Origin of the sequence: Streptomyces sp. Y1 (assembly GCF_041053115.1) — a bacterium.
Taxonomy (GTDB): domain Bacteria; phylum Actinomycetota; class Actinomycetes; order Streptomycetales; family Streptomycetaceae; genus Kitasatospora; species Kitasatospora rubellomurina.
The window spans coordinates 2,391,611-2,413,292 of sequence record NZ_CP163445.1 but is presented as its reverse complement, the minus strand read 5'-3'; the positions used below and the strand labels follow the sequence as shown (position 1 = coordinate 2,413,292).

15 protein-coding genes are annotated in these 21,682 nt (G+C 75.5%); 11 read left to right on the top strand and 4 right to left on the bottom strand.

Annotated features, from left to right (window positions below; translation table 11 throughout):
- Positions 1 to 16: 16 nt before the first annotated feature.
- The gene (locus tag AB2U05_RS10080) at positions 17 to 697 is read left to right on the top strand and encodes a hypothetical protein (protein ID WP_045698896.1); all 681 of its coding nucleotides are present in this window, start codon (positions 17 to 19) and stop codon (positions 695 to 697) included.
- A gap of 162 nt (positions 698 to 859) precedes the next feature.
- On the opposite strand, the gene AB2U05_RS10075 is transcribed toward AB2U05_RS10080, so the two are convergent.
- A complete protein-coding gene (locus AB2U05_RS10075; RefSeq protein ID WP_369183062.1) occupies positions 860 to 1,591 on the bottom strand; it encodes a hypothetical protein in 732 nt (243 codons plus the stop codon).
- A 384-nt stretch (positions 1,592 to 1,975) separates the two neighbouring features.
- A complete protein-coding gene (locus AB2U05_RS10070; RefSeq protein ID WP_369183061.1) occupies positions 1,976 to 4,171 on the bottom strand; it encodes a RecQ family ATP-dependent DNA helicase in 2,196 nt (731 codons plus the stop codon).
- A gap of 228 nt (positions 4,172 to 4,399) precedes the next feature.
- Here AB2U05_RS10070 and AB2U05_RS10065 point away from each other — a divergent pair, with 228 nt between their 5' ends.
- The gene (locus AB2U05_RS10065; RefSeq protein ID WP_369183060.1) at positions 4,400 to 5,938 is read left to right on the top strand and encodes a DUF4192 domain-containing protein; all 1,539 of its coding nucleotides are present in this window, start codon (positions 4,400 to 4,402) and stop codon (positions 5,936 to 5,938) included.
- Positions 5,939 to 5,969: 31 nt separating this feature from the next.
- Here the strand turns inward: AB2U05_RS10065 and AB2U05_RS10060 are convergent, their stop codons facing one another.
- Positions 5,970 to 7,283: an alpha/beta fold hydrolase gene (locus AB2U05_RS10060; RefSeq protein WP_369183059.1), complete on the bottom strand. Its 1,314-nt coding sequence runs from the start codon at positions 7,281 to 7,283 to the stop codon at positions 5,970 to 5,972.
- A gap of 699 nt (positions 7,284 to 7,982) precedes the next feature.
- Between AB2U05_RS10060 and AB2U05_RS10055 the strand changes: the two genes are divergently transcribed.
- From AB2U05_RS10055 to AB2U05_RS10025, 7 genes are all read left to right on the top strand, one after another.
- The gene (locus AB2U05_RS10055; RefSeq protein WP_369185932.1) at positions 7,983 to 10,139 is read left to right on the top strand and encodes a glycogen debranching N-terminal domain-containing protein; all 2,157 of its coding nucleotides are present in this window, start codon (positions 7,983 to 7,985) and stop codon (positions 10,137 to 10,139) included.
- A gap of 175 nt (positions 10,140 to 10,314) precedes the next feature.
- Complete coding sequence (locus tag AB2U05_RS10050; RefSeq protein ID WP_045698903.1) at positions 10,315 to 11,073, top strand: NUDIX domain-containing protein; 759 nt, start codon at positions 10,315 to 10,317, stop codon at positions 11,071 to 11,073.
- 252 nt (positions 11,074 to 11,325) lie between these two features.
- On the top strand, positions 11,326 to 12,627 hold the full coding sequence (locus AB2U05_RS10045; RefSeq protein WP_369183058.1) for an ATP-binding cassette domain-containing protein: 1,302 nt from the start codon (positions 11,326 to 11,328) through the stop codon (positions 12,625 to 12,627).
- A gap of 3 nt (positions 12,628 to 12,630) precedes the next feature.
- Positions 12,631 to 13,536 (top strand): ABC transporter permease, encoded by a 906-nt coding sequence (locus AB2U05_RS10040; protein WP_045708378.1) that lies wholly within the window; start codon positions 12,631 to 12,633, stop codon positions 13,534 to 13,536.
- A gap of 143 nt (positions 13,537 to 13,679) precedes the next feature.
- Positions 13,680 to 14,609 (top strand): FadR/GntR family transcriptional regulator, encoded by a 930-nt coding sequence (locus tag AB2U05_RS10035; RefSeq protein WP_045698907.1) that lies wholly within the window; start codon positions 13,680 to 13,682, stop codon positions 14,607 to 14,609.
- Positions 14,610 to 15,153: 544 nt separating this feature from the next.
- The gene (locus AB2U05_RS10030) at positions 15,154 to 16,797 is read left to right on the top strand and encodes an RNA polymerase sigma factor (RefSeq protein WP_369183057.1); all 1,644 of its coding nucleotides are present in this window, start codon (positions 15,154 to 15,156) and stop codon (positions 16,795 to 16,797) included.
- Between the two features lie 241 nt (positions 16,798 to 17,038).
- On the top strand, positions 17,039 to 17,929 hold the full coding sequence (locus tag AB2U05_RS10025) for a trypsin-like serine protease (RefSeq protein ID WP_369183056.1): 891 nt from the start codon (positions 17,039 to 17,041) through the stop codon (positions 17,927 to 17,929).
- Positions 17,930 to 18,130: 201 nt separating this feature from the next.
- On the opposite strand, the gene AB2U05_RS10020 is transcribed toward AB2U05_RS10025, so the two are convergent.
- Positions 18,131 to 18,364 (bottom strand): hypothetical protein, encoded by a 234-nt coding sequence (locus AB2U05_RS10020; protein ID WP_045698911.1) that lies wholly within the window; start codon positions 18,362 to 18,364, stop codon positions 18,131 to 18,133.
- A 538-nt stretch (positions 18,365 to 18,902) separates the two neighbouring features.
- On the opposite strand from AB2U05_RS10020, the gene AB2U05_RS10015 reads away from it, so the two are divergent.
- Together AB2U05_RS10015 and AB2U05_RS10010 are read left to right on the top strand one after the other, a co-directional pair.
- The gene (locus AB2U05_RS10015; protein ID WP_369183055.1) at positions 18,903 to 21,014 is read left to right on the top strand and encodes a type IIA DNA topoisomerase subunit B; all 2,112 of its coding nucleotides are present in this window, start codon (positions 18,903 to 18,905) and stop codon (positions 21,012 to 21,014) included.
- Between the two features lie 154 nt (positions 21,015 to 21,168).
- Entirely contained in the window at positions 21,169 to 21,654 is a 486-nt protein-coding gene (locus AB2U05_RS10010) for a DUF1453 family protein (protein ID WP_045698914.1), read from the top strand.
- Positions 21,655 to 21,682 lie beyond the last annotated feature (28 nt).

The window sequence follows — 21,682 nt, the reverse complement described above, 5'->3', positions numbered from 1 at the left end:
TGATAGATATCCGGGTATGCCTGTCTTCCCCGAGGAGCCGGAGATTCACGAGAGCCTCCCGGGCCCCGGCGTTCCCTTCCCCCGCGAGTCGGACGCACAAGCCCTCCACACGCCCGCCACCGGCGGCGCGCCCGCCCCCGCAACCACCACCGTCGCCGCGCCGGCCATGGTGCCCGGCCCCCGCCCGGCACCCCCGCGCCCGGCCCCGCCGCGGGCCGCCGGCTCCGGCGCGCCGCCGCGGATCCCGAAGCCCGGCCCGGCGCCGCGCCGCCAGACCCCGGCCGCACCGCAGGTCGAGGTCCAGCGGATCGCCGCCACCCCGGCGCAGGCGCTCGACCGCGCCGACGAGGCGGTCGACCACCTGCTGGACGCCGGCCGCGATCCGGGCCAGATCCTGGTCCTGACGGTCGGCGAGGCCCACCCCTGGCAGCAGCACGAGCTCTCCTTCGGCGAGGAGCGCTACTGGGCGCAGCTCGCCGAGGGCGGGGACGTCTTCTACGCGGACGCCGCGCTGGACCGCCCGGCCCGCCGCGAGGCGGTCGTCCTGGTGGCCAACGGAGGCCCGGCCGCCCGGTCCGCCGAGGCGTACGCCAAGGCGCTCGGCCACGCGACCGCGCTGCTCGTGGTCTGCGGGGACGCCGGCCCGGCCGCCACCGGTAAGGCCGCAGCCGCACCGGGGCGCCGGGTCAACGCCTGACCGCCTGAGGCCCGACCGGCCGATCGCCTGACCGGTCGGCCGCAGCCGACCACCCGGGCCCGGGGCCGCCACGGCACCGGGCCCGCCGGCCGTCCCGCCGCGCCCGCGGGACGGGCGGACGGGCTTCCCGGGTGTGCGCGGGCCGCTCGGCGCGGTCCCGGCTCAGCGGGTGCCCGTGCGCCGGGCCGGCTCGACGGCCGCCACCCGGGCCGGGGCCCAGGGCAGTTCGGCGGGACGCTCGGACGGGCGGGCGCGCTGCGGCCCGTCCGCGCGCCTGACCTGCCCGGCGGCCTGCTGCCGGGCGCGCTGGCTGCGCGGGGAGTCGTCGAGCGCCGAGCGCGGCGGCAGCTCCGTCACGGTGTGCACCGGCCCGTCCGCCCACGAACCCGCGTGCGGATTGCGTCCGCTCCGCCCGTCCCCGAGGATCTGCCACCCCGCCGGGGTGAGCCCGATGTACGCGCCGCAGCGCAGGCCGTGCAGCACCGAGGCGTCCCGCAGCGCCCACATCCAGGCGCCGTCCTGTTCCGTCCAGCCGGGCGCGCCCTCGCGGCAGCGCAGCACGACGGCGGTGCGGGTCGGCCGGGCGAGCCGCAGGTCGTGCGGGATGATCCGGCGCAGGTGGGCGAGCAGGGTGTTGCGGTGCTGCCAGCCGTCGCTGTCGTGCGGCCAGGGAGCGAAGGAGGCCGAGGCGGCGAGGTGGTGGAGCGCGTCCAGGACGGCGACCACGACCGTGCCCGGTTGGGGGAGGTGCCGCTGGTGCAGCTCCAGGACGAACTCGCGCGGATCGCGCAGCAACGGAATCCCCGAGGCGGTCCAGGTCTCCAGGTCCAGCAGCCGTCTGGGCGCCGAACTCCGGGCGAGGGGATGTGGACCTCGGTCGATGCCGTTGATCACGATCCTCCTTCCTGGCCCGAGGGCAGGCGGGTGTCCGGGTACGCCGAAGGACAGGTCCTGCGGACCGGGCTTTGGGTACTCTCCGATTCTCGCGGCATCGGGGGTGAAGCGGCAATGACGAAATGATGAACGCCATCAGATGGCTCTGTGTCCGGCACATCCGGGCCGCCACCCTCCGTGTGGCGCGCGCCCAGGAGTCGACCTTGATCCGGGCCGCTCGGAGCACACGCTGAACCGCCTGTCGCATGGTGACTGCTCCCTTCCGTACGAGTGCCCTGTGTGATCGAAATCGCTCGGCCTGCGCCTCTCTCCTAGGCCGTTCGAGTGAGGGTTGCCCTCCGGTACCTCCTGTTCTGTCACTCCCGCCCGCTCACTCCCTCCCGGTCACCCCTGCACGGCCAGCACCAGGGGCAGCACGGCGCTCGCCCCCGCCCGGCGCAGCAGCCGGGCCGCCACGGTGACCGTCCAGCCCGAGTCGACCAGGTCGTCCACCAGCAGCACCGGCCCGCCGGCGGCCGCCACCGCCTGCTCCAGCCCGGGCGGCAGGACCAGCGCCCCGGCCAGCGAGTGCAGCCGCTGGGCGCTGTTGCTGCGGGCCCCGTGCGGCGGCCGCCCGTCCGCGTACTCGATCCGGCCGAGCAGCGGCATCCGCCCGATCTCGGCGATCCGCGCGCCGAGGGTGCCGACCAGCTGCGGGCGGGTCGAGGAGGCCATCGTCACCACGCCGACCGGCCGCTCCAGCCGGGTGCCCTCAGCGGTGGCCGGCCCGGCCCAGCCGCCCGGGCCACGGGCCCAGTCCGCGAGCACCGCGACCAGCGCGTCCACGGCCTCGCCGGGCACCGGGACGTCCGGCGCCTGCTCGGCGAGCAGGGCGCGCAGCCGGTTGCCCCAGCCGATGTCGGACAGCCGGCCGAGCGCCCGGCCGGTCTCGGCCTGCTCGCCCGCCGGGATCCGGCCCTTGAGCGGCACGCCGAGCGCGTCCATCCCGGTGGGCCAGAGCCGGCGCGGCTCGAAGCTCACCCCGGGGCGGCCGAGGGCGGCCCGGGCCGCCGCCAGGGTGTCGGCGGAGACCTCCGGGGTGTGCAGCGGGCCCGCGCAGTTGTCGCACCGCCCGCACGGCGCGGCCTGCTCGTCGTCCAGCTGCCGGCGCAGGAACTCCATCCGGCAGCCGGTGGTCGTCGCGTACTCGCGCATCGCCCGCTGCTCGGCCTCCCGGGAGGCCGCGACCTTGGCGTAGCGCTCGGTGTCGTACGCCCAGCTCTGCCCGGTGGCCGTCCAGCCGCCCTTGACCCGGCGGACGGCGCCGTCCACGTCGAGCACCTTGAGCATGGTCTCCAGCCGGGCCCGGCGCAGGTCCACCCGGGGCTCCAGGGCGGCGGTGGAGAGCGGGCGGCCGGCCTCGGCCAGCGCGTCGATGGTGCGGCGCACCTGCTCCTCCGGCGGGAAGGCCAGCGAGGCGAAGTAGCGCCAGATCGCCTCGTCCTCGCGCCCGGGCAGCAGCAGCACCTCGGCCCGGTCGACGCCGCGCCCGGCCCGGCCGACCTGCTGGTAGTAGGCGATCGGCGAGCTGGGCGAGCCCAGGTGCACCACGAAGCCGAGGTCGGGCTTGTCGAAGCCCATGCCCAGTGCGGAGGTGGCGACCAGCGCCTTGACCCGGTTGGCCAGCAGGTCGGCCTCGGCGGTGCGGCGCTCGGCGTCCTCGGTGCGGCCGGAGTAGGAGGCCACCGCGAAGCCGCGCTCGCGCAGGAAGGCCGTCACCTCCTCGGCGGCGGCGACCGTCAGGGTGTAGACGATGCCCGAGCCGGGGAGCCGGTCGAGGTGGTCGGCGAGCCAGGCGAGCCGGTGCGCCGGGTCGGGCAGGGCCAGCACGCCCAGGGTGAGGCTCTCCCGCTCCAGCGGCCCGCGCAGCACGAGGGCGTGCGCGTCGCCGGCGCCGGTGCCGAGTTGCTCGGCGACGTCCGCCGTCACCCGGGCGTTGGCGGTCGCGGTGGTGGCCAGCACCGGGACGCCGGCCGGCAGGTCGGCGAGCATGGTGCGCAGTCGGCGGTAGTCGGGGCGGAAGTCGTGGCCCCAGTCCGAGATGCAGTGCGCCTCGTCGACGACCAGCAGGCCGGTGGAGGCGGCCAGCTCGGGCAGCACCTGGTCGCGGAAGTCCGGGTTGTTCAGGCGCTCGGGGCTGACCAGCAGGATGTCGACCTTCCCGGCGGCGACCTCGGCCTGGATCTCGGCCCACTCCTCGGTGTTGGCCGAGTTGATGGTGCGGGCGTGGATGCCGGCCCGGCCGGCCGACTCGACCTGGTTGCGCATCAGCGCGAGCAGCGGGGAGACGATCACCGTCGGGCCCGCGCCGGCGGCCCGGAGCAGGGCGGTGGCGATGAAGTAGACGGCGGACTTCCCCCAGCCGGTGCGCTGGACGACCAGGGCGCGGCGGTGGTCGACCACGAGGGCTTCGATGGCCGCCCACTGGTCCTCGCGCAGGGCGGCGCCGGGGCCGGCCAGCTCGCGCAGGACGGCCTCGGCCCGCGCCCTGACCTCGGCGCGGTCGGCGGTGGCGGTGGTGTGGATCTCGGGCTGCTGCATGGCGTCCATGTAACCCCGAGCCCCCGACAGGGGGCGAATGCCGATCGCGGTGGGGAGTGGAATGTGGGGTGGAGGCAATCCGTTCATCCGCTGAACGCCTGTCAAAATTCATTCGACGGAGCGGGTTTGGTGTACTCCGAACGAGCGAAGAGGAATTCGGGGCCGGAGTTATCCACAGGAAAACGAATGCTTCGGCGGCGGCGTCGGATCGCGCGCACTCTTGCGGCCATGAACGCGATGAACAACGAACACGTCATCCTGTCCCTCGGCCCGGCCTCCGGCCACCGGCCGGTGATCATGCGGGGCCCGGCCGACATGGCCGAGCTGCTGCCCTACTTCCTGGGCTTCTACCCCGACGACAGCATCGTCGCGGTCGGGCTCCAGGGCCCCGACCTGCACCAGGGCGGGGTGATCCGGGCCGACCTCCCGGACGCCCCCGCGCTGTGGCCCACCGCGGCGGACGAGACGGCCGCCCTGCTGGTCGCGCTCTCCGAGCGGCACGGCAGCCGCCCGCTGCAGGTGCTCGTCTACCTCTGCCGGGACTCGGCCGCTCCGCACTCCCCGCCGGCGGTGGACGACCTGCGGCCGCTGTCGGACCACCTCCGCGCCGCCTTCGGGCGCAGGGGAGTGGCGGTCAAGGAGTCGCTCTGCGTCTCGGACGGCCGCTGGTGGTCCTTCCTCTGCCGCGGCGAGGGCTGCTGCGATCCGGCTGGCAACCCGGTGCGCAGCGGCCCCGACCCGGGCCCGGCGGCCGCCGCCGCGACCGTCGCCGGGCTGGTGCCGCGGGGCAGCCGGAAGGCGATCGTCGCCGGGCTGGCCCCGATCGGCCCGCCGGGGGCGAGCGCCCAGCGCGAGGCCCTGGACCGGGTGGCGGCCGCCGCGCGCGCCATCACCCCCGAGCAGGGTGCCGCTCTGCTCGACCAGGTCTTCGCCGAGTTCGCGGCCGGTGCCCGGGAGGTCGACGAGGAGCGGGCGGCCCGGTTGCTGGTCGCCCTGCGGGACCGCCGGACGCGGGACCGCGGCGTCGAGTACGCCAGGCCCGCCGAACTGGCCCCCGCCGAGCGGCTCTGGCGGTTCCTCGCCCGGCGCGCCGTGCCGCCGTACGAGGACTGCGCGGCCGCCCCGCTGACCTTGCTGGCCTGGGCCTCCTGGGTCGCCGGGGACTCGGCGACGGCCCGCGTCGTGCTCGGCCACGTCCTGCGGCTCGCCCCCGGCTACCTGCTGGCCGAGCTGCTGTACGAGTCGCTGAACGACGGTCTGGCACCCGAGGCGCTGATGACCGCGGTGGAGGCCCAGCGGCGCCAGCGGGAGGAGCGCCCGCCCGGTCCGCCGCGGCCCGCCGACCGGCCGCAGCCGCCCGAGGTGCCCGAAGCGCCCGAGGCGTCGGAGGCACCGGAGCCGGGTGACGCGCCCACCGGGCCGCCCGATCCGGCGCCGGGCGGGCACCGGCGCCGGCGGGGCGCCCGGCGGAAGGGGGCGGCGGCAGCGCCTCGGCCGGGCCCGGGTGCGCCCGTGACCGAGGGGCCCGCCGGGCCGGCTCCGGAGGCCGGCGGGGCGGGGCCGGTCGCCCTGCTCCCGGAGCCCGGGCCGCTGGCCGGGGAGGCGAGGGTGGCCGAACGGCGGCCCACCCGGGGCGTTCGGCTCGGCCGGTCGGCCGCCTGCACGTCCGCCGCCGAGCACCCGGCCGCCGCGACCGGGTCCGGTACCGGCCTGCCCCGGTGCCGTGGCTCCCGGCGGGACGCGAGAGGGGGCCGCCATGCGCGCTGACCTCGTCGCGCCCCCGCCGGGGCGGTGGGCGCTACGCCTCGCCGTGGGCCATCTTGATCAGGCGGTCCAGCACCTTGCCGCCGCTCAGCCGCAGGCCGTCGTGCTCCCACTCGTTGGTGATCCAGGCCCGCAGGCCCCGCACGGCGCGGGCGGTCTCCAGCGAGGCGGCGGTGTCCACGTACATGTCGTCGTGGTAGACGGCCGCCACGACGGGCACGGTGTTGGCGGCCAGCCGCTCCGGGTCGTACAGGTCGGGCCAGTCGGTGCGGGCGGCCAGCAGCTCCGCGGTCTCCTTCAGCGGGCGCAGCGCCGGATCGGTGTCGAACATCCAGGGGTAGATCATCTCCCCGGTGAACAGCACCGGGGCGTCCGAGTCCAGCGCGGCCCGGGCGTCGAACTGCGGGAACTCCTTGCGGACCCGCTCGGCCGACCAGGCCGTGCCGCCCTGGTCCACCGACCGCTGGCCGTAGATCGACTCGTGCAGGACGGCGTAGAGCGGGCCGCCCGCGAAGGACAGCTGGGCCTGGGCGCCGGCCAGGAAGGTGTCGGAGAGCTCGGGCCCGGCCGCGCCCTCCACCCAGGCCTCCTCCAGCAGGTAGTGCAGGGTGCCGGAGCCGTTGCCGCCGCCCAGCATCAGGCCGAGCGCCTGAAAGGCCTCGACGGTGAGCAGCCCGCCGTCCGGCAGGGTCGCGGGCTCGGCGGCGAGGTGCGCGGCGATCCGCCGCACCGCCTCGACGTCCTGCGGGAAGCGGGCGTAGTGGTCCTCGTTCTTGTCGACCACTCGCGGGTAGGCGGTCCGGTAGACCTCGTCGGCGGAGGTGGTGAGGCCCGCGAGGCCGCCGGTGATGAAGGCCTCGGTCAGGCCTTCGGGGGCGATGGAGAGGTAGGTGAGGGTGCAGAAGCCGCCGAAGCTCTGGCCGAGCACGCTCCAGCGCCGGTCCGCGCCGAGCAGCCGGTGCCGGATCAGCTCGGCGTCGCGCACGATCGAGTCGGCGCGGAAGTGCGCCAGGTAGTCGGCCTGCTCCTGGGGGCCGCCGCGCCGGGCGAGCGACTGCCGGGTCGCGGGCGTGGACCGCCCGGTGCCGCGCTGGTCGAGCAGGAGCACCCGGTAGTCGTCCAGGGCGCGGTCCAGCCAGGAGTCCCGGCCGAGCGGGCGGGCGGCCTTGCCGCCGGGCCCGCCCTGGAGGAAGAGCAGCCAGGGCAGGTCGTCCCGCTCGCGGCCGGCGGCGACCACCTCGCGGGCGTACACCGCTATCTGCTCGCCCTCCGGGGCGGCGTGGTCGAGGGGCAGCTGGAAGACGTGGTCGGTCGTGACAATCCCGGGCAGCCGGCTGACGGTGGACATGCAACTCCTCGATCTCTGCTGGTCACAGCGGTCGTGTCGCGATTCACGGGATCACCGGGTGCGGGCGCCGCGACTCCCGCACCGTACCCTGACCGCGATCGAGCGGCGGTTCGACCATCGCCACCCACTCCGGGCGCCGGTAGGTCCATCCGATCCGCATGCGAACGGACCGGGCGGTGCTGAGCCTCCGGCCGGTGGCCGGCGGGTGCGGCACCCGGGCGACGGGCACGGTCCGACCGGGCCGTGGCGGCCGCGCGGCGTGACCTGGAGGCTGCCCGCGGCGTTCACCCCGGGGGCCGCGCGTCCGGGCGGCGCCCGTCCGGACACCGCTCCCCGGGTGGACGGGCCGCCGACCGGCGGTGCCATCGGCGGTGCGACCGGCGGCCCGGGTCGGCAGGCCCGGGTGCCGTACGCGCCGTGGTCCCTCGGGGCCGCGCCCGGTGGGCGTCGTCGGGCCGCAGGTGCCCCGGGGTGCCGGACCGGACGGAGGCCCGGGCCGCCCGGCGGGCCCGTGTCGGCGACCCGTAAGGTCGGCGCGGCGTCGGTTCCGGCCCGGCATCGCGCCCGGCACGGCACGGCACACCGCCGGCGGGGCAGCCCGTCGGCCCGGCACCATCAGCAGGCGATCGAGCATGCGCGCGGCCCACCGGCCAGACCCGGCCACCGGACCGCCGAGGGGAGGAGAGTCCGGTGACCGCCATGAGGCCACCACAGGCCATGCCGGCCGAGAGCGTGGCCGGCGGGCCGCGACCGGCCGGCCGGCCCGACCAGGCCCCGCCCGCCCAGGCCGCCGGGCCCGCCATGCCCGGTGGGGCACCGGTCGGCGCACCCGTGGGCCCGGGCCGCCCGATGGCCCCGCTGCGCCCCCAGCCCCCCGCCGCCCACCACGCGGTGCTCTGCGTCAACGCCCCCGGGATGGCTGCCTCCGGTCCGGACGGCCAGCTGCGCGGCCACGGCCTGCACGGTTTCTACCGCCACGGCGTCCGGGTGCTCGCCCGGATGGAGCTGCGGCTGGGCGGCATGGAACCGCTGCCGCTCCTGGGCACCCTGACCAGCGCCGCCCAGGCCCGCTTCCTCGGCACCGTCCGCCTCCCCGGGGACCTCGACCCGGATCCGGCGCTCACCGTCGAGCGGCTGCGCCACGCGGACGGCGTGGAGACCGTCACCGTGCGCAACACCGGCGCCCGCCCGGCCCGGCTGCCGCTGGAGATCGCGCTCGGCACCGACCTCGGCCCGGTCGCCGAGATCGCCGCCGGCCACCGTCCGCCCGACCTTCCGGGCCAGGTGCAGTCCGCCGGGCTGCGCTGGACCGGCGCGGCGCACAGCGCCGTGGTCGGCGCCAAGCCCTCCCCGCACGCCGTCCTGGCCGGTGCGGGGGTGCTCCGCTGGGACCTGGAGGTCCAGCCCGGCGCCCGCTGGTCGGTGGAACTGCGCGTCGAGCTGGAGAGCGCCGCCGCGGCGGGGCCGCGCCCGCCCGGCGGGCGCGGCGCCGGCGTTCCGCTGCCCTGGGCCGAACCGGAGGTCCGCAGCGACGACCCCCGCGCCGTCCCGCTGGTCACCCGCTCCCTGGACGCCCTCGGCGGGCTGCTGCTCGCCGACCCGGACCGGCCGACCGACCTCTACCCGGCCTCCGGCGCGCCCTGGCGCTTCGGCCTCGCCCCGGCCGACGCGCTCTGGGCCGCCCGGCTGACCCTGCCGCTCGGCACCCGGCTCGCCGCCGGCACCCTCCGGGCGCTGGCCCGCCGGCAGCAGCTCACCGCCGCCCCCGGCCGCACCGAGGGGCTGCTCCCCGGCGCCCTGCGGCACGGCGGCCCGGAGCTGCCCCCCTCCTGCACGGCCACCGAGGCCACCCTGCTCTTCGTCACCGTGCTGGCCGAGGCCTGGCGCTGGGGCCTGCCCCGGGCGGAGGCGGCCGAACTGCTGCCGACCGCCGAGCGTGCCCTGGCCGCCCTGCGCGAGGGCCTGGTCGACGGCTTCGTCACCGACCTGAGCCGCCCGGTGGAGGACCGTTCCGCCCAGCCGGTGCCCGCCCGCGCCGAGGTCCAGGCGCAGGCCCACCGGGCCGCCCTGCACGGCGCCGAACTGCTGGAGGCCTTCGGCCGCCCGGGTGCCGAGCAGTGGCGCGGCTGGGCCGCCGAGCTGCGCGGCCGCTTCCGCGAGCGGTTCTGGATCGACGACCTCTCCGGCGGCCGGCCGGCCGCCGGGCTCGCCCCCGGCGGTCGGCCGCTGCCCGCCCTGGCCTCCTCCCTGGTGCACCTGCTCGACACCGGGCTCGCCGTGGACGGCGGCCGCCACGAGAGCCTGCTGGACCGCGAGCAGACCCGGCTGCTCGCCCAGCGCCTGGCCGCGCCCGAGCTGGACAGCGGCTGGGGCCTGCGCACGCTCAGCGCCAAGTCCCCCCGGTTCAACCCGCTCGGCCACCGCGGCGGGGCGGTGCGGGTGCACGAGACCGCGCTGGCGATCGCCGGGCTCGCCGAGGCCGGCCACGAGAACGAGGCCGGCGCCCTGCTGGAGGGCCTGCTCGCCGCGGCGGCCCACTTCGACGGGCGGCTGCCCGAGATGTACGCGGGGGAGCAGCGCACCCCCGGCTGCCCGCCCGTGCCGCACCCGGCCGCCTGCCGCCCGGCGGCGGTCTCGGCGGCGGCCGCCGCGCACGCGGTGTTCGCCCTCGCCGGGGTGCGGCCCGACGTCCCGGGCGGCCGGGTCCTGGTCCGTCCGGCGAGCACCGCGCCGCTCGGCGAGCTGGAGCTGACCGGGCTGCGCGTGGCGGGGGAGCCCTTCTCGGTCCGGGTGAGCCGGATCGGGGTGGCGATGGTGGAGGAGGCGCCCGCGGAGCTGCAGCTCGTCGCCCGCTGAGCCGCGCCCGGCCGCGCCGTGCCCGTGCGCGCCGGCCCCGAGCCGTCCCCCGCGCCGTCCACGGGCCGTGCGCGAACCGTGCCCGCGCCCCGGGCGGGGCGAGCGGGGCGCCGGTGCCGCGCGGCCCGTTCGCGGGCCTGTCCTTATCGTCAGAGAGACGACTATGATCGTCGCCATGTCGCGCTACGATCCGTCGGCCTTCCCCCCCTTCGCTGTCACGGTTGACCTGGTGGTGCTGACGGTGCGCGACCACTCGCTCTGCGCCCTGCTGGTCAGACGGGGCGAGCCGCCGTTCCAGGGGTACTGGGCGCTGCCCGGCGGCTTCGTCCGCCCGGACGAGGGCCTGGCCGAGGCCGCCTCCCGGGAGCTCGCCGAGGAGACCGGCCTGCGCGCCCACTCCGCTCCCGGCCACGAGGCGGTCGGCCCGGCCACCGCGGGCGCCCACCTGGAGCAGCTGGCCACCTACGGGCACCCGCAGCGCGACCCCCGGATGCGCGTGGTCAGCGTCGCCTACCTGGTGCTCGCCCCCGACCTGCCGACGCCCCGGGCCGGCGGCGACGCCAGCAGCGCCCGCTGGGCCCCGGTCGGCGAGCTCCTCGGCCAGGGCCCGGCAGACGGCGTCCCGCTCGCCTTCGACCACGGCCTGATCCTCGCGGACGGCGTCGAACGCGCCCGCTCCAAGATCGAGTACTCCTCGCTGGCCACCGCCTTCTGCCCGACCGAATTCACCGTCGGCGAGCTGCGCCGGGTCTACGAGGCGGTCTGGGGCGTCGTGCTGGACCCGCGGAACTTCCACCGCAAGGTGACCGGCACCCCCGGCTTCCTGCTGCCCTCCGGTGGCACCACGACCCGTCAGGGCGGCCGCCCGGCCCAGCTGTTCACCGCCGGCGGCGCGACCGTGCTCAACCCGCCCATGCTGCGCCCGGAGTCCTGAGCCCGGCTGATCGGGCGCCCGCGCCCGGCAGGCGTCGCCCGGCCGAACCCCCTACCCCGGGCGGGAATCGCAGGATCGGATTGTCCCCTGATCGGGTGAGCCGGACGGCCGCCCGGCCCGCGCCGTCGCCGTAATGCCCGGAATAGCCCCCGCCGACCCCTAATGTGCTGGCGCGAGGCCGTGCGGGCACGCCGGCCCGCCGGGGGCGCCGCGCGTCCAGCGGACCGGCCGAGGGCATGGGAGCAGCCAGCAATGATCCAGAGCACCGGACTGACCAAGGTCTACCGCAAGGGCGCCCCGCCCGCCGTGCTCGACCTGACCTTCGACGTCCGGCCCGGCATGGTCACGGCCCTGCTCGGCGCCGAGGAGGCGGGCAAGACCACCGCCCTGCGGCTGATGCTCGAACTCGAACGCGGCCAGGGCGTCACGCTCTTCGGTGGCCGCACCTACCGCCGGCTGCGGCGGCCCGAGCGCGAGGTCGGCGTGCTGCTGCCGGGGCCGGGGGAGGGCGCCGTGGCGGTCGCCGGGCACCCGGGGCGCACGGCGCGCGGCCACCTGCGGATGCTCGCGGCGGCGGTCGGCGTCCCCGCCCGGAGGGCCGACGAACTGCTGGAGCAGACCCGGCTCGCCGCCGTCGCCGGGCAGCGGCTGCGCACCTTCTCCCCGGGCATGCACCGCCGGCTGGCCCTGGCGGCCGCCCTGCTCGGGGACCCGTCCGCGCTGCTGCTCGACGCGCCGACCGTGGGGCTGTCCCCGCGCAACGTCGAGTGGTTCCACTCCTTCCTGCGCTCGTTCGCCGTCGCCGGCGGGACGGTCCTGGCGACCACCCGCACCCCGCAGGAGGCCGCGCAGCTCGCGGACCGGGTGATCACCCTGGACCGGGGCCGGCTGGTGGCCGACCAGCCGGTGACGGAGTTCCGCCGGACCAGGCTCAGCCCCGAAGTGGCCGTTCGGGGGCCGCAGATGGCCCGGCTGGCGGACCTGCTGGTCGGCCAGGGCGCCGAGGTGCGCCGGGACGGCAGCGTGGGTCTCGCGGTGGCGGGCCTCGACCGCACCGAGATCGGTGAGCTCGCCTACCGCAACGGCATCCTGCTGCACGAGCTGGCCGACCGGGTGGTCGAGCAGCCGGTGCCCCGGGCCGCCCTGCCGGTCGCCTCGGGCCGCTCCGGGCACCTGCGGGTCCAGCACGCGGCCCCGTCCCAGGAACAGTCCGGGGAGCAGCCCGAGGAGCAGCCCGGGCAGCCGTCCGAGGAGCCGCGGCGGGAACCGGGCCGGCCGTCCGCCCCCGCCCTGCCCGTCGTTCCGGTGGCGGCCGTCGGCGGCGCCCGCGCGCTGCTCGGCGCCACCCCGCGCCGGGAGGAGCAGGTCGCCCCCGCGGTCGGTGTGGAGCGGCTCTTCCGCGACGGCCCCGGCGAGCGGCCGCACCCCGTCCGGTCCGGGGCGGTCGGCCGCCGGACCAGTGCGGCCGACCTGCTCACCGACGACACCGTCCGGCTGAGCCGCCCCGCCCGCCCCGCCCTGCCCGCCACCCCCGACGACCACCGGAGCGAGTGAACCGTGCGTGTCCTGGCCTACGAGCTGCGCCGGCTGCGCGGCCTGCGTTCCACCTGGCTGCTGCTCGCCGCCGTGCTGGTCGGCGACGCCGCCGTGGCCGCCGTGCTGGCGAGCCAGACGCCGTCCGGCCCGCTGGCCGCCCCGGCCGGGGTGCGGCTGCTGACCGCCGCCGTCCCGCTGATCCCGCTGCCGTTCGCGGCGCTCGGGGCGGGCGTGCTGGGCGCGCTGTCGTACGGGCACGAGGTGCGCCACCCGGGGCTGCCGGCTTCGCAGGTGGCGTACCCGCGCCGGGTTCGGCTGCTGCTGGCCAAGCTGCTGGTGGTCGGCCCGGTGGCGGCGCTGCTGGCGCTGGCCACGCTGCTGCTGGACACGGTGGCCGTGCACCTGGCGCTGCCGGCCGGCGTGACGGTGGCGGCCTGGGCGGAGCCCGGCGCGCTGTCGGCCCGGGTGTCCGAGGCGCTGGGCGGCGCCGGCCTGTCCGGGCTGGACGACCTGCCGGGGGCCTTCGCCCCGGTGGCGCTGGTGGCCGGGCACGGCGTGCCGGCCGCCCTGCTGGCCTTCGTCCTGCTGACCGTGGTGGCGGCCTGGACCGGGGTGCTGACCGCCTCGCTGACCCGCAGCGCCGCGGCCGGGGTCCTGCTGCTGTGCGCGCTGCCGCCGCTGCTGGAGTCCGGCGTGGCCCTGCTGCTGCGCCGGACGGGCCGGCCGTGGCCGGGGCGGGCGGCCGAGCTGCTGCCGTTCCAGTCCGGCATCGAGTGGGCGTACGGCTGGGTGTACGGCGGCACGCGCGGGGCGGCGGCCGGGGGCGCGGCGCTGACCGATCCGGCGCTGCTGGCGGCGGTGGCGGCGCCGGCCGCCCTGCTGTTGCTCGCCGCCCTGCTGGTGCAGGCCCGCCGCCGGGCACTCTGACCCGGCCCGCGAGCCGACCCGTGGGCCGGCCCGCCGGAGGCCTTCGGCACCCCGAACTAGCAAGATCGACCAGCAGTGACCGCAATGCGCGGTTCTTCCCGATAAGAAGTCAATGATCCAGTCACGGTCGATCACCCTTTCGTGTGCTTTTCACGAGAATTCTCAAGCTGCGCCCGCCGATCGCCGACAAAGGAGGCGTGAACACCCTTGCGCACCCCACCATGACCCCCGCCCGTTCCGCCGAAGGGCCGATCGGCTCCGGCGAGCTGGACCGCTTCTCCTACGCCGACCGGCCGACCCCGCCGGCGCCCCGCTGGGAGGGCGCCGAGTCCGAGCTCTCCCGGGTCGGCCGCAAGACCACCAGCAGCCGCGGCCGCGGCCTGCACGGCCAGCTGGTCCAGCAGCTCGGCCAGATGATCGTCTCCGGTGACCTGGGCGCCGACCGCCCGCTGGTCCCCGAGGAGATCGGCCAGCGCTTCGAGGTCTCCCGCACCGTCGTCCGCGAGTCGCTGCGGGTGCTGGAGGCCAAGGGCCTGGTCAGCGCCCGCCCGAACGTCGGCACCCGGGTCCGCCCGGTCGGCGACTGGAACCTGCTGGACCCGGACATCATCGAGTGGCGCGCCTTCGGCCCGCAGCGGGACGAGCAGCGCCGGGAGCTGTTCGAGCTGCGCTGGGCGATCGAGCCGCTGGCCGCCCGGCTCGCCGCAGGCCACGGCCGGGAGGACGTCCAGCAGCGGCTGGTCGAGCTGGTCGAGATCATGGGCCACGCCGCCGCCCAGGCCGACCTGTCCACCTACACCCGGGCCGACGCCGAGCTGCACGGGCTGATCCTGCAGATGGCCGGCAACCGGATGCTGGAGCACCTGTCGGGGATCGTCTCCTGCGCGCTGCAGGTGTCCGGCGGCCCGGCGATCTCCTGCGAGCGGCCCTCCGAGTCCTCGGTCGGCCTGCACGCCCGGCTGGTGGACGCGCTGGGCGCCGGCGACGGCACCGCCGGTGAGGCCGCGATGCGGGCGCTGCTCACCGTCCACCCGGAGATCGAGCCGTCCGTCCCCGCCCCCCGGGAGCACTGAGCGGGCCGGTCCGGTGCGCGGAGGCGCCGTGTGCAGCCCGCCCCGTCCGTCCCCACCCCTGCTCCCCGCCGCTGTCCCGATGGCCCCGCCGCGAGGCGGGGCGTGCCCCGGGGCCCTCCGGTCGCCCGCGCGGTGCCGCCGGAGGGCCCCTGTGCGGGCGGGGGCGCGGACCCGGTCGGAACGGCCGCGGCGGTCGGCGGCGTGTGCGGTGGCGTCCGTGCCGACGGCTTCCGGCGCGAGTGCGCGATGATGGACTCCGGCCCCGTGGCCGCGGGCACCCGAGGGGTGTGACCCGCGACACGAAGGCCATGCGTAACACTTGACGAGTAGCAGCGATGTGTCCTGAGCGGAAGCAGCTCCGGAATAACGCCAACACGTCAGAACGCTGTGTTGGTCCGCGGCGCTGCTGCCGTCCCGTAGACCCCAGTCCTCAAGCCCGAGTCGGTCGGAATCGACAGCGCGCGCCCAGGCACGCGATCTCCTTCCCCGCCCGCTCGGGCGGCCGGTACGGGTTCGAGTCCACTCATCGTCCGAGAGGTTGTTCGTGTCGGCCAGCACATCCCGTTCGCTTCCCCCCGAGATCGCCGAGTCCGCAGCTCTGCTGGCGCTCATCGAACGGGGCAAGGCCCAGGGGCAGATCGCCGGTGACGACGTGCGCCAGGCGTTCGAGGCGGACCAGATCCCGGTCACCAAGTGGAAGAACGTCATGCGCAGCCTCAACCAGGTGCTGATTGAGGAGGGGGTGGACCTCATGGTCAGCGCGGCCGAGCCGGCCGGCGCCAAGCGCAAGAGCGTTGCTGCCAAGAGCCCCACCAAGCGCACCGCCACCAAGGCTGTCACCACCCGGACCCCGGCCGCCCCCGCGGCCCCGACCAAGCCGCCCGTGCGCATCGCGCCCGGCGCGCCCGTCGCGGCTCCGGCCGTCGCGGCCGCCGCCGCGCCGGCCCCCACGGTCTCCGCCGAGATCACCACCGAGGCGACGGCCACCGTCGTCACCGAGGTGAAGGCGGCCGTGGCGAAGAAGGCCGCCCCGGCCAAGAAGGCCGCCGCCAAGAAGACCGCCGCGCCGGCCAAGAAGACCGCCGCCAAGAAGACCGCCGCCGGCAAGGCCGCCAAGGGCGACGAGGAGCTCATTGGCGAGGACGAGCTGCTCGAGGACGTCGCGCTGCCCGGCGACAAGGCGGGCGAGGAGGCGGAGCCCGAGGAGGAGTCGCAGGGCTTCGTCCTCTCCGACGACGACGAGGACGACGCGCCGGCCCAGCAGGTCGCCGTCGCCGGTGCCACCGCCGACCCGGTCAAGGACTACCTGAAGCAGATCGGCAAGGTCCCGCTGCTCAACGCCGAGCAGGAGGTCGAGCTCGCCAAGCGCATCGAGGCCGGCCTGTTCGCCGAGGACAAGCTCTCGGCCGCCGACAAGCTCGCCCCCAAGCTCAAGCGCGAGCTGGAGATCATCGCCGAGGACGGCCGCCGGGCCAAGAACCACCTGCTGGAGGCCAACCTCCGCCTGGTGGTCTCGCTGGCCAAGCGCTACACCGGCCGCGGCATGCTGTTCCTGGACCTGATCCAGGAGGGCAACCTCGGTCTGATCCGTGCGGTCGAGAAGTTCGACTACACCAAGGGCTACAAGTTCTCGACCTACGCGACCTGGTGGATCCGGCAGGCGATCACCCGCGCCATGGCCGACCAGGCCCGCACCATCCGCATCCCGGTGCACATGGTCGAGGTCATCAACAAGCTGGCCCGCGTCCAGCGCCAGATGCTCCAGGACCTGGGCCGCGAGCCCACCCCGGAGGAGCTGGCCAAGGAACTCGACATGACCCCCGAGAAGGTCATCGAGGTCCAGAAGTACGGCCGCGAGCCGATCTCGCTGCACACCCCGCTGGGCGAGGACGGCGACAGCGAGTTCGGTGACCTGATCGAGGACTCCGAGGCGGTCGTCCCGGCCGACGCGGTCTCCTTCACGCTGCTCCAGGAGCAGCTGCACTCGGTGCTGGACACCCTCTCCGAGCGCGAGGCCGGCGTGGTCTCAATGCGCTTCGGCCTGACCGACGGTCAGCCGAAGACGCTCGACGAGATCGGCAAGGTGTACGGGGTCACCCGTGAGCGCATCCGCCAGATCGAGTCGAAGACCATGTCGAAGCTGCGCCACCCGTCGCGCTCCCAGGTGCTGCGCGACTACCTGGACTGATCGGCCGCACAGCGTCACCCGAGGGCCCGGAACCGTACGGTTCCGGGCCCTCGGGCTGTCCGGGCCCGTCCGGGGGATCTGCCGGACGGGCCCGGACGGCCCGGTTCGTCAGCGTCCGAGTGGCGCTTGTCGCCCGTCCGGGTGGAGGCGCGCCGGTAAGCGGTCGCCCAGCGTAGTCGATCACCTACGCTGTGCCGGTTGCCTGCTGCCGAGCGACTGGAGCCTCACGGTGCTGCCCGACGTGGACCGCGCTGACCTGCCGACCCCCGCCCCGACCCGCCCGGACGGCGGCACCTCCCGTGACGGGCGGCGGCGCCGCCGGGCCGCCGTGCTGGCGCTGCTGGCCGCCGTGCCCGTCCCGCTGCTCGCGCTCGGCACGGCCGGCCCGGCCGAGGCGCAGCGCCGGGTGGTCGGGGGCGACGCCGTGAGCACCGCCGACCACCCGTGGATGGTGGCGCTCTCCAGCCGCCAGCAGTTCGGCAGCGGTCACTCCGGCCAGTTCTGCGGGGGAGTGCTGGTCACCCCGACCAAGGTGGTGACGGCCGCGCACTGCTTCTACGACGAGTCCCGGGGCACCCGGGTGGACCGGCCCGGCCTGCAGGTGATCGTCGGCCGGGACGACATGCGCGGCTCGGCCGGCCGGGAGGTCTCGGTGCGGTCGGTGTGGGTCCACCCCGACTACTCGTTCTCCGCGAACATGAACGACGTCGCGGTGCTCACGCTCACCGAGTCGCAGGGCGACCGGCCGGTGATCGATCTGATCGGCCAGGGGGAGAGCGCGCCGTACGCGCCCGGGACGCGGGCGCAGGTCTACGGCTGGGGCGACACCACCGGGCGGGGCGACTACTCTCCGGTGCTTCGCGGTGTCGAGGTGTCGATGATCGCGGACCAGACCTGCGCGCACGCCTACCCGGGCGGGCCGGACGGCAAGTTCGACGCCCGGGGGATGGTCTGCGCGGGCGAGGAGAAGGGCGGGAAGGACGCCTGCCAGGGCGACAGCGGCGGCCCGCTGGTGGTCGAGGGCCGGCTGGTCGGCCTGGTGTCCTGGGGGACGGGCTGCGCCGAGGCGGCCCACCCCGGCGTCTACACCCGGATCTCCTCGGTCACGGACAAGGTCCGCTCGGCGCTGTGACGCCCGGGGGCCGGCGCCCCTCCCGGATCCGTGACCGGGCGGTCACGTTCTGACGTCGCGTCGGGTGGGGCCGGTCGAACGCGGGGGAAACGACGGAGCCGGGCGAACGGCCCCCGAAGGGGTCGTTCGCCCGGCTCACCGGTCGCACGTGGTGTGCGACCGGACACAGCTCGACGTTGTCTGCTGGTGCGGCGCCCGGGATCAGCGCTCGTCGTCGGCGGCCGTCGCGGTGGTGGTGCTGGTCAGGCGGCCGCTCTCGTCCTGTATCTCCACGGCGATCTTCTTGAGCTCGGGCTCGAACTTCCGGCCGTGGTGGGCGCAGAAGAGCAGCTCGCCGCCGCTTGCGAGGACGACGCGCAGGTAGGCCTGGGCGCCGCAGCGGTCGCAGCGGTCAGCCGCGGTGAGCGGGCTCGCAGGGGTCAGAACAGTAGTCACGTCGCCTCTTCTCTAGCTCGACGAGCTGTCGTACCAGGGTCAACATCCAACCAGGTCGAAAACGTTCCCGCTCGTGGCTTTTCTTCTCTGAGGATTCTGCTGTGTTGATGAGGAGGTGCCCCGGGCGCCGGTGGTTCATGCGTACCGGATCCCGGGAGCGGACCGCGGCTCGAACGCCCGATCGGGACCGGGTGCGAGGTCCGCGTAGCATAATCCTCTGCCGGGTTGGAGCATAAGCCCCGTCCCGGGCCCCGGTAGCCTGCATCACAGCAGTTCCGGAGCCTGCGCCGGGCCCCACGATCCGCCAGGACCGGTGCTACCGGGAGGAGATGGCGCCCCCGGGGCCCGCACCCGGGCGCGGTCCTTGTTCGCGCAGCGCGTACAAGCCGCGCGGGGCCGGCCCGCCGTGCCACGCACCCAGCGGAGGGGTGCGAGCACACTGGGCGACGGATGTCGGTGCGGCGTGCTGCACTGGCGGACGGTCCGGATGCGTCCGGATGTGACCGATGAGACAGAACTTCACCGAGGAGAGTGCCGCGTGAGTGCCGAAACGACCGTGCCGTCCGCGCTGCTGGCCGGCGACGACGGTTCCAACTACACCGCGCGGCACCTGCTCGTCCTGGAGGGTCTGGAGGCGGTCCGCAAGCGCCCCGGCATGTACATCGGCTCGACGGACAGCCGCGGCCTGATGCACTGCCTCTGGGAGATCATCGACAACTCCGTCGACGAGGCGCTCGGCGGCTACTGCGACCGCATCGAGGTCCTGCTGCACCCCGACTCCTCGGTCGAGGTCCGCGACAACGGGCGCGGCATCCCGGTCGACGTCGAGCCCAAGACCGGGCTCTCCGGCGTCGAGGTCGTGATGACCAAGCTGCACGCCGGCGGCAAGTTCGGCGGCGGCTCGTACGCGGCCTCCGGCGGTCTGCACGGCGTGGGCGCCTCGGTGGTCAACGCGCTCTCCGCGCGCCTGGACGTCGAGGTCGACCGCAACGGCCACACCCACGCGATCAGCTTCCGCCGCGGCACCCCCGGCATCTTCACCGAGGCCGGCCCGGACGCGCCGTTCGAGCCCGCCAACGGACTCGGCAAGACCCGCAAGGTCCCCAAGACCCGCACCGGCACCCGGATCCGCTACTGGGCCGACCGGCAGATCTTCCTCAAGGACGCCAAGCTCTCCCTGGAGAACCTGCACAACCGCGCCCGGCAGACGGCCTTCCTCGTCCCCGGCCTGACCATCGTCGTGCGCGACGAGCGGCTCACCGAGAGCGAGCAGGTCGAGGAGTCGGTCTTCCACTACGACGGCGGCATCGCCGAGTTCTGCGAGTTCCTCGCCCCCGACAAGCCGGTCTGCGACGTGCTGCGGCTGCACGGCGAGGGCACCTTCAAGGAGACCGTGCCCGTCCTGGACGAGCTCGGCCACATGACGCCCACCGAGGTCACCCGCCAGCTCGGCGTGGACATCGCGCTGCGCTGGGGCACCGGTTACGACACCACCCTGCGCTCCTTCGTCAACATCATCGCCACCCCCAAGGGCGGCACCCACGTCACCGGCTTCGAGCGCTCGCTGGCCAAGACCGTCAACGAGGCGCTGCGCGCGGCCAAGCTGCTGCGCGTCGCCGAGGACGACATCACCAAGGACGACGCCACCGAGGGCCTCACCGCCGTCGTCACCGTCCGGCTCGCCGAGCCGCAGTTCGAGGGCCAGACCAAGGAGGTGCTCGGCACCTCGGCGGCCAACCGGATCGTCGCCGCGGTCGTCGCCAAGGAGCTGAAGGCCTTCCTCGGTTCGGCCAAGAAGGACCAGAAGCTCCAGGCCCGGGCCGTCATGGAGAAGGTCGTCGCGGCCGCCCGCACCCGGGTCGCCGCCCGGCAGCACAAGGAGGCCCAGCGCCGCAAGACCGCGCTGGAGACCAGCTCGCTGCCCGCCAAGCTGGCCGACTGCCGCAGCGACGACGTCGACCGCAGCGAACTGTTCATCGTCGAGGGCGACTCCGCGCTCGGCACCGCCAAGCTCGCCCGCAACTCCGAGTTCCAGGCGCTGCTGCCGATCCGCGGCAAGATCCTCAACGTGCAGAAGGCCTCGGTGAGCGACATGCTCAAGAACGCCGAGTGCGCCGCGATCATCCAGGTGATAGGGGCCGGTTCGGGCCGCACCTTCGACATCGACCAGGCCCGCTACGGCCGGGTCATCTTCATGGCCGACGCCGACGTCGACGGTTCGCACATCCGCACCCTGCTGCTCACCCTCTTCCACCGCTACATGCGGCCGATGGTCGAGCAGGGCCGGGTCTTCGCCGCGGTGCCGCCGCTGCACCGGATCGAGCTGACCAGCCCCAAGCGCGGCCAGGAGAAGTACCACTACACCTACTCCGACGCCGAACTGCGCTCCACCCTGCTGGAGTTCCAGCGCAAGAACCTGCGCTGGAAGGAGCCGGTGCAGCGCTACAAGGGCCTCGGCGAGATGGACGCCGACCAGCTGGCCGAGACCACCATGGACCCGCGCCACCGCACCCTGCGCCGGATCAACCTGGGCGACCTGGAGCAGGCCGAGCGGATCTTCGACCTGCTGATGGGCAACGACGTCGCCCCGCGCAAGGAGTTCATCGTCGACTCGGCGGCCACCCTGGACCGTTCGCGCATCGACGCCTGACGCCGGCGTTTCGAGGGCCCTCCACCCGTGGGTGGAGGGCCCTCGCGTCCGCGGGTCCACCTGCGGTCCACCCCGGCTCCGATCAGCGGCGAGCGCCGGATCCGTAGCGTCGGAGAGGTCAGCAACACGCCTCTCCTCGGGACGGGGAAATCCGATGACTGGTCTCGTCAACATCGTTGTGATCGCCGCGGTGGTGGTCCTGGTGGTCCAGCGGCAGATGCGCGTCCAGCGCCTGGACGGGGAGCGCCGCTTCTGGGTGCTGCCGCTGGTCCTCGGGGTGATCGCGCTGCGCGACCCGCAGATCATCGACCACCAGCACACCGCGCTGTCGGCCGGGTTGTTGGCCGCCGGGCTGGTCTCCGTGCTCGCGATGGGGTCGGTCTGGGGCTGGACCGTCCGGATCTGGCGGGACGCGGACGGCACCGTCCTGGTCAAGGGCACCAAGGCCACCCTGGCCGCCTGGGGTGGGATGATCGCCGTCCGGATCGGGATCTACGCGGTCGGCTCGGCCCTGGGCGTCCACCAGGCGGGGAGCTCGCTGATGCTCGGCATGGCGGTCCTGCTGCTGGTCCGCTCGCTCGTGGTGAACTGGAGGGCCCGGTCGCTGGAGCCCGCGCAGGCCACCGCCGTCCTGCGCTGATCCGACGCCGTGAGCACCGAGGAGGCAT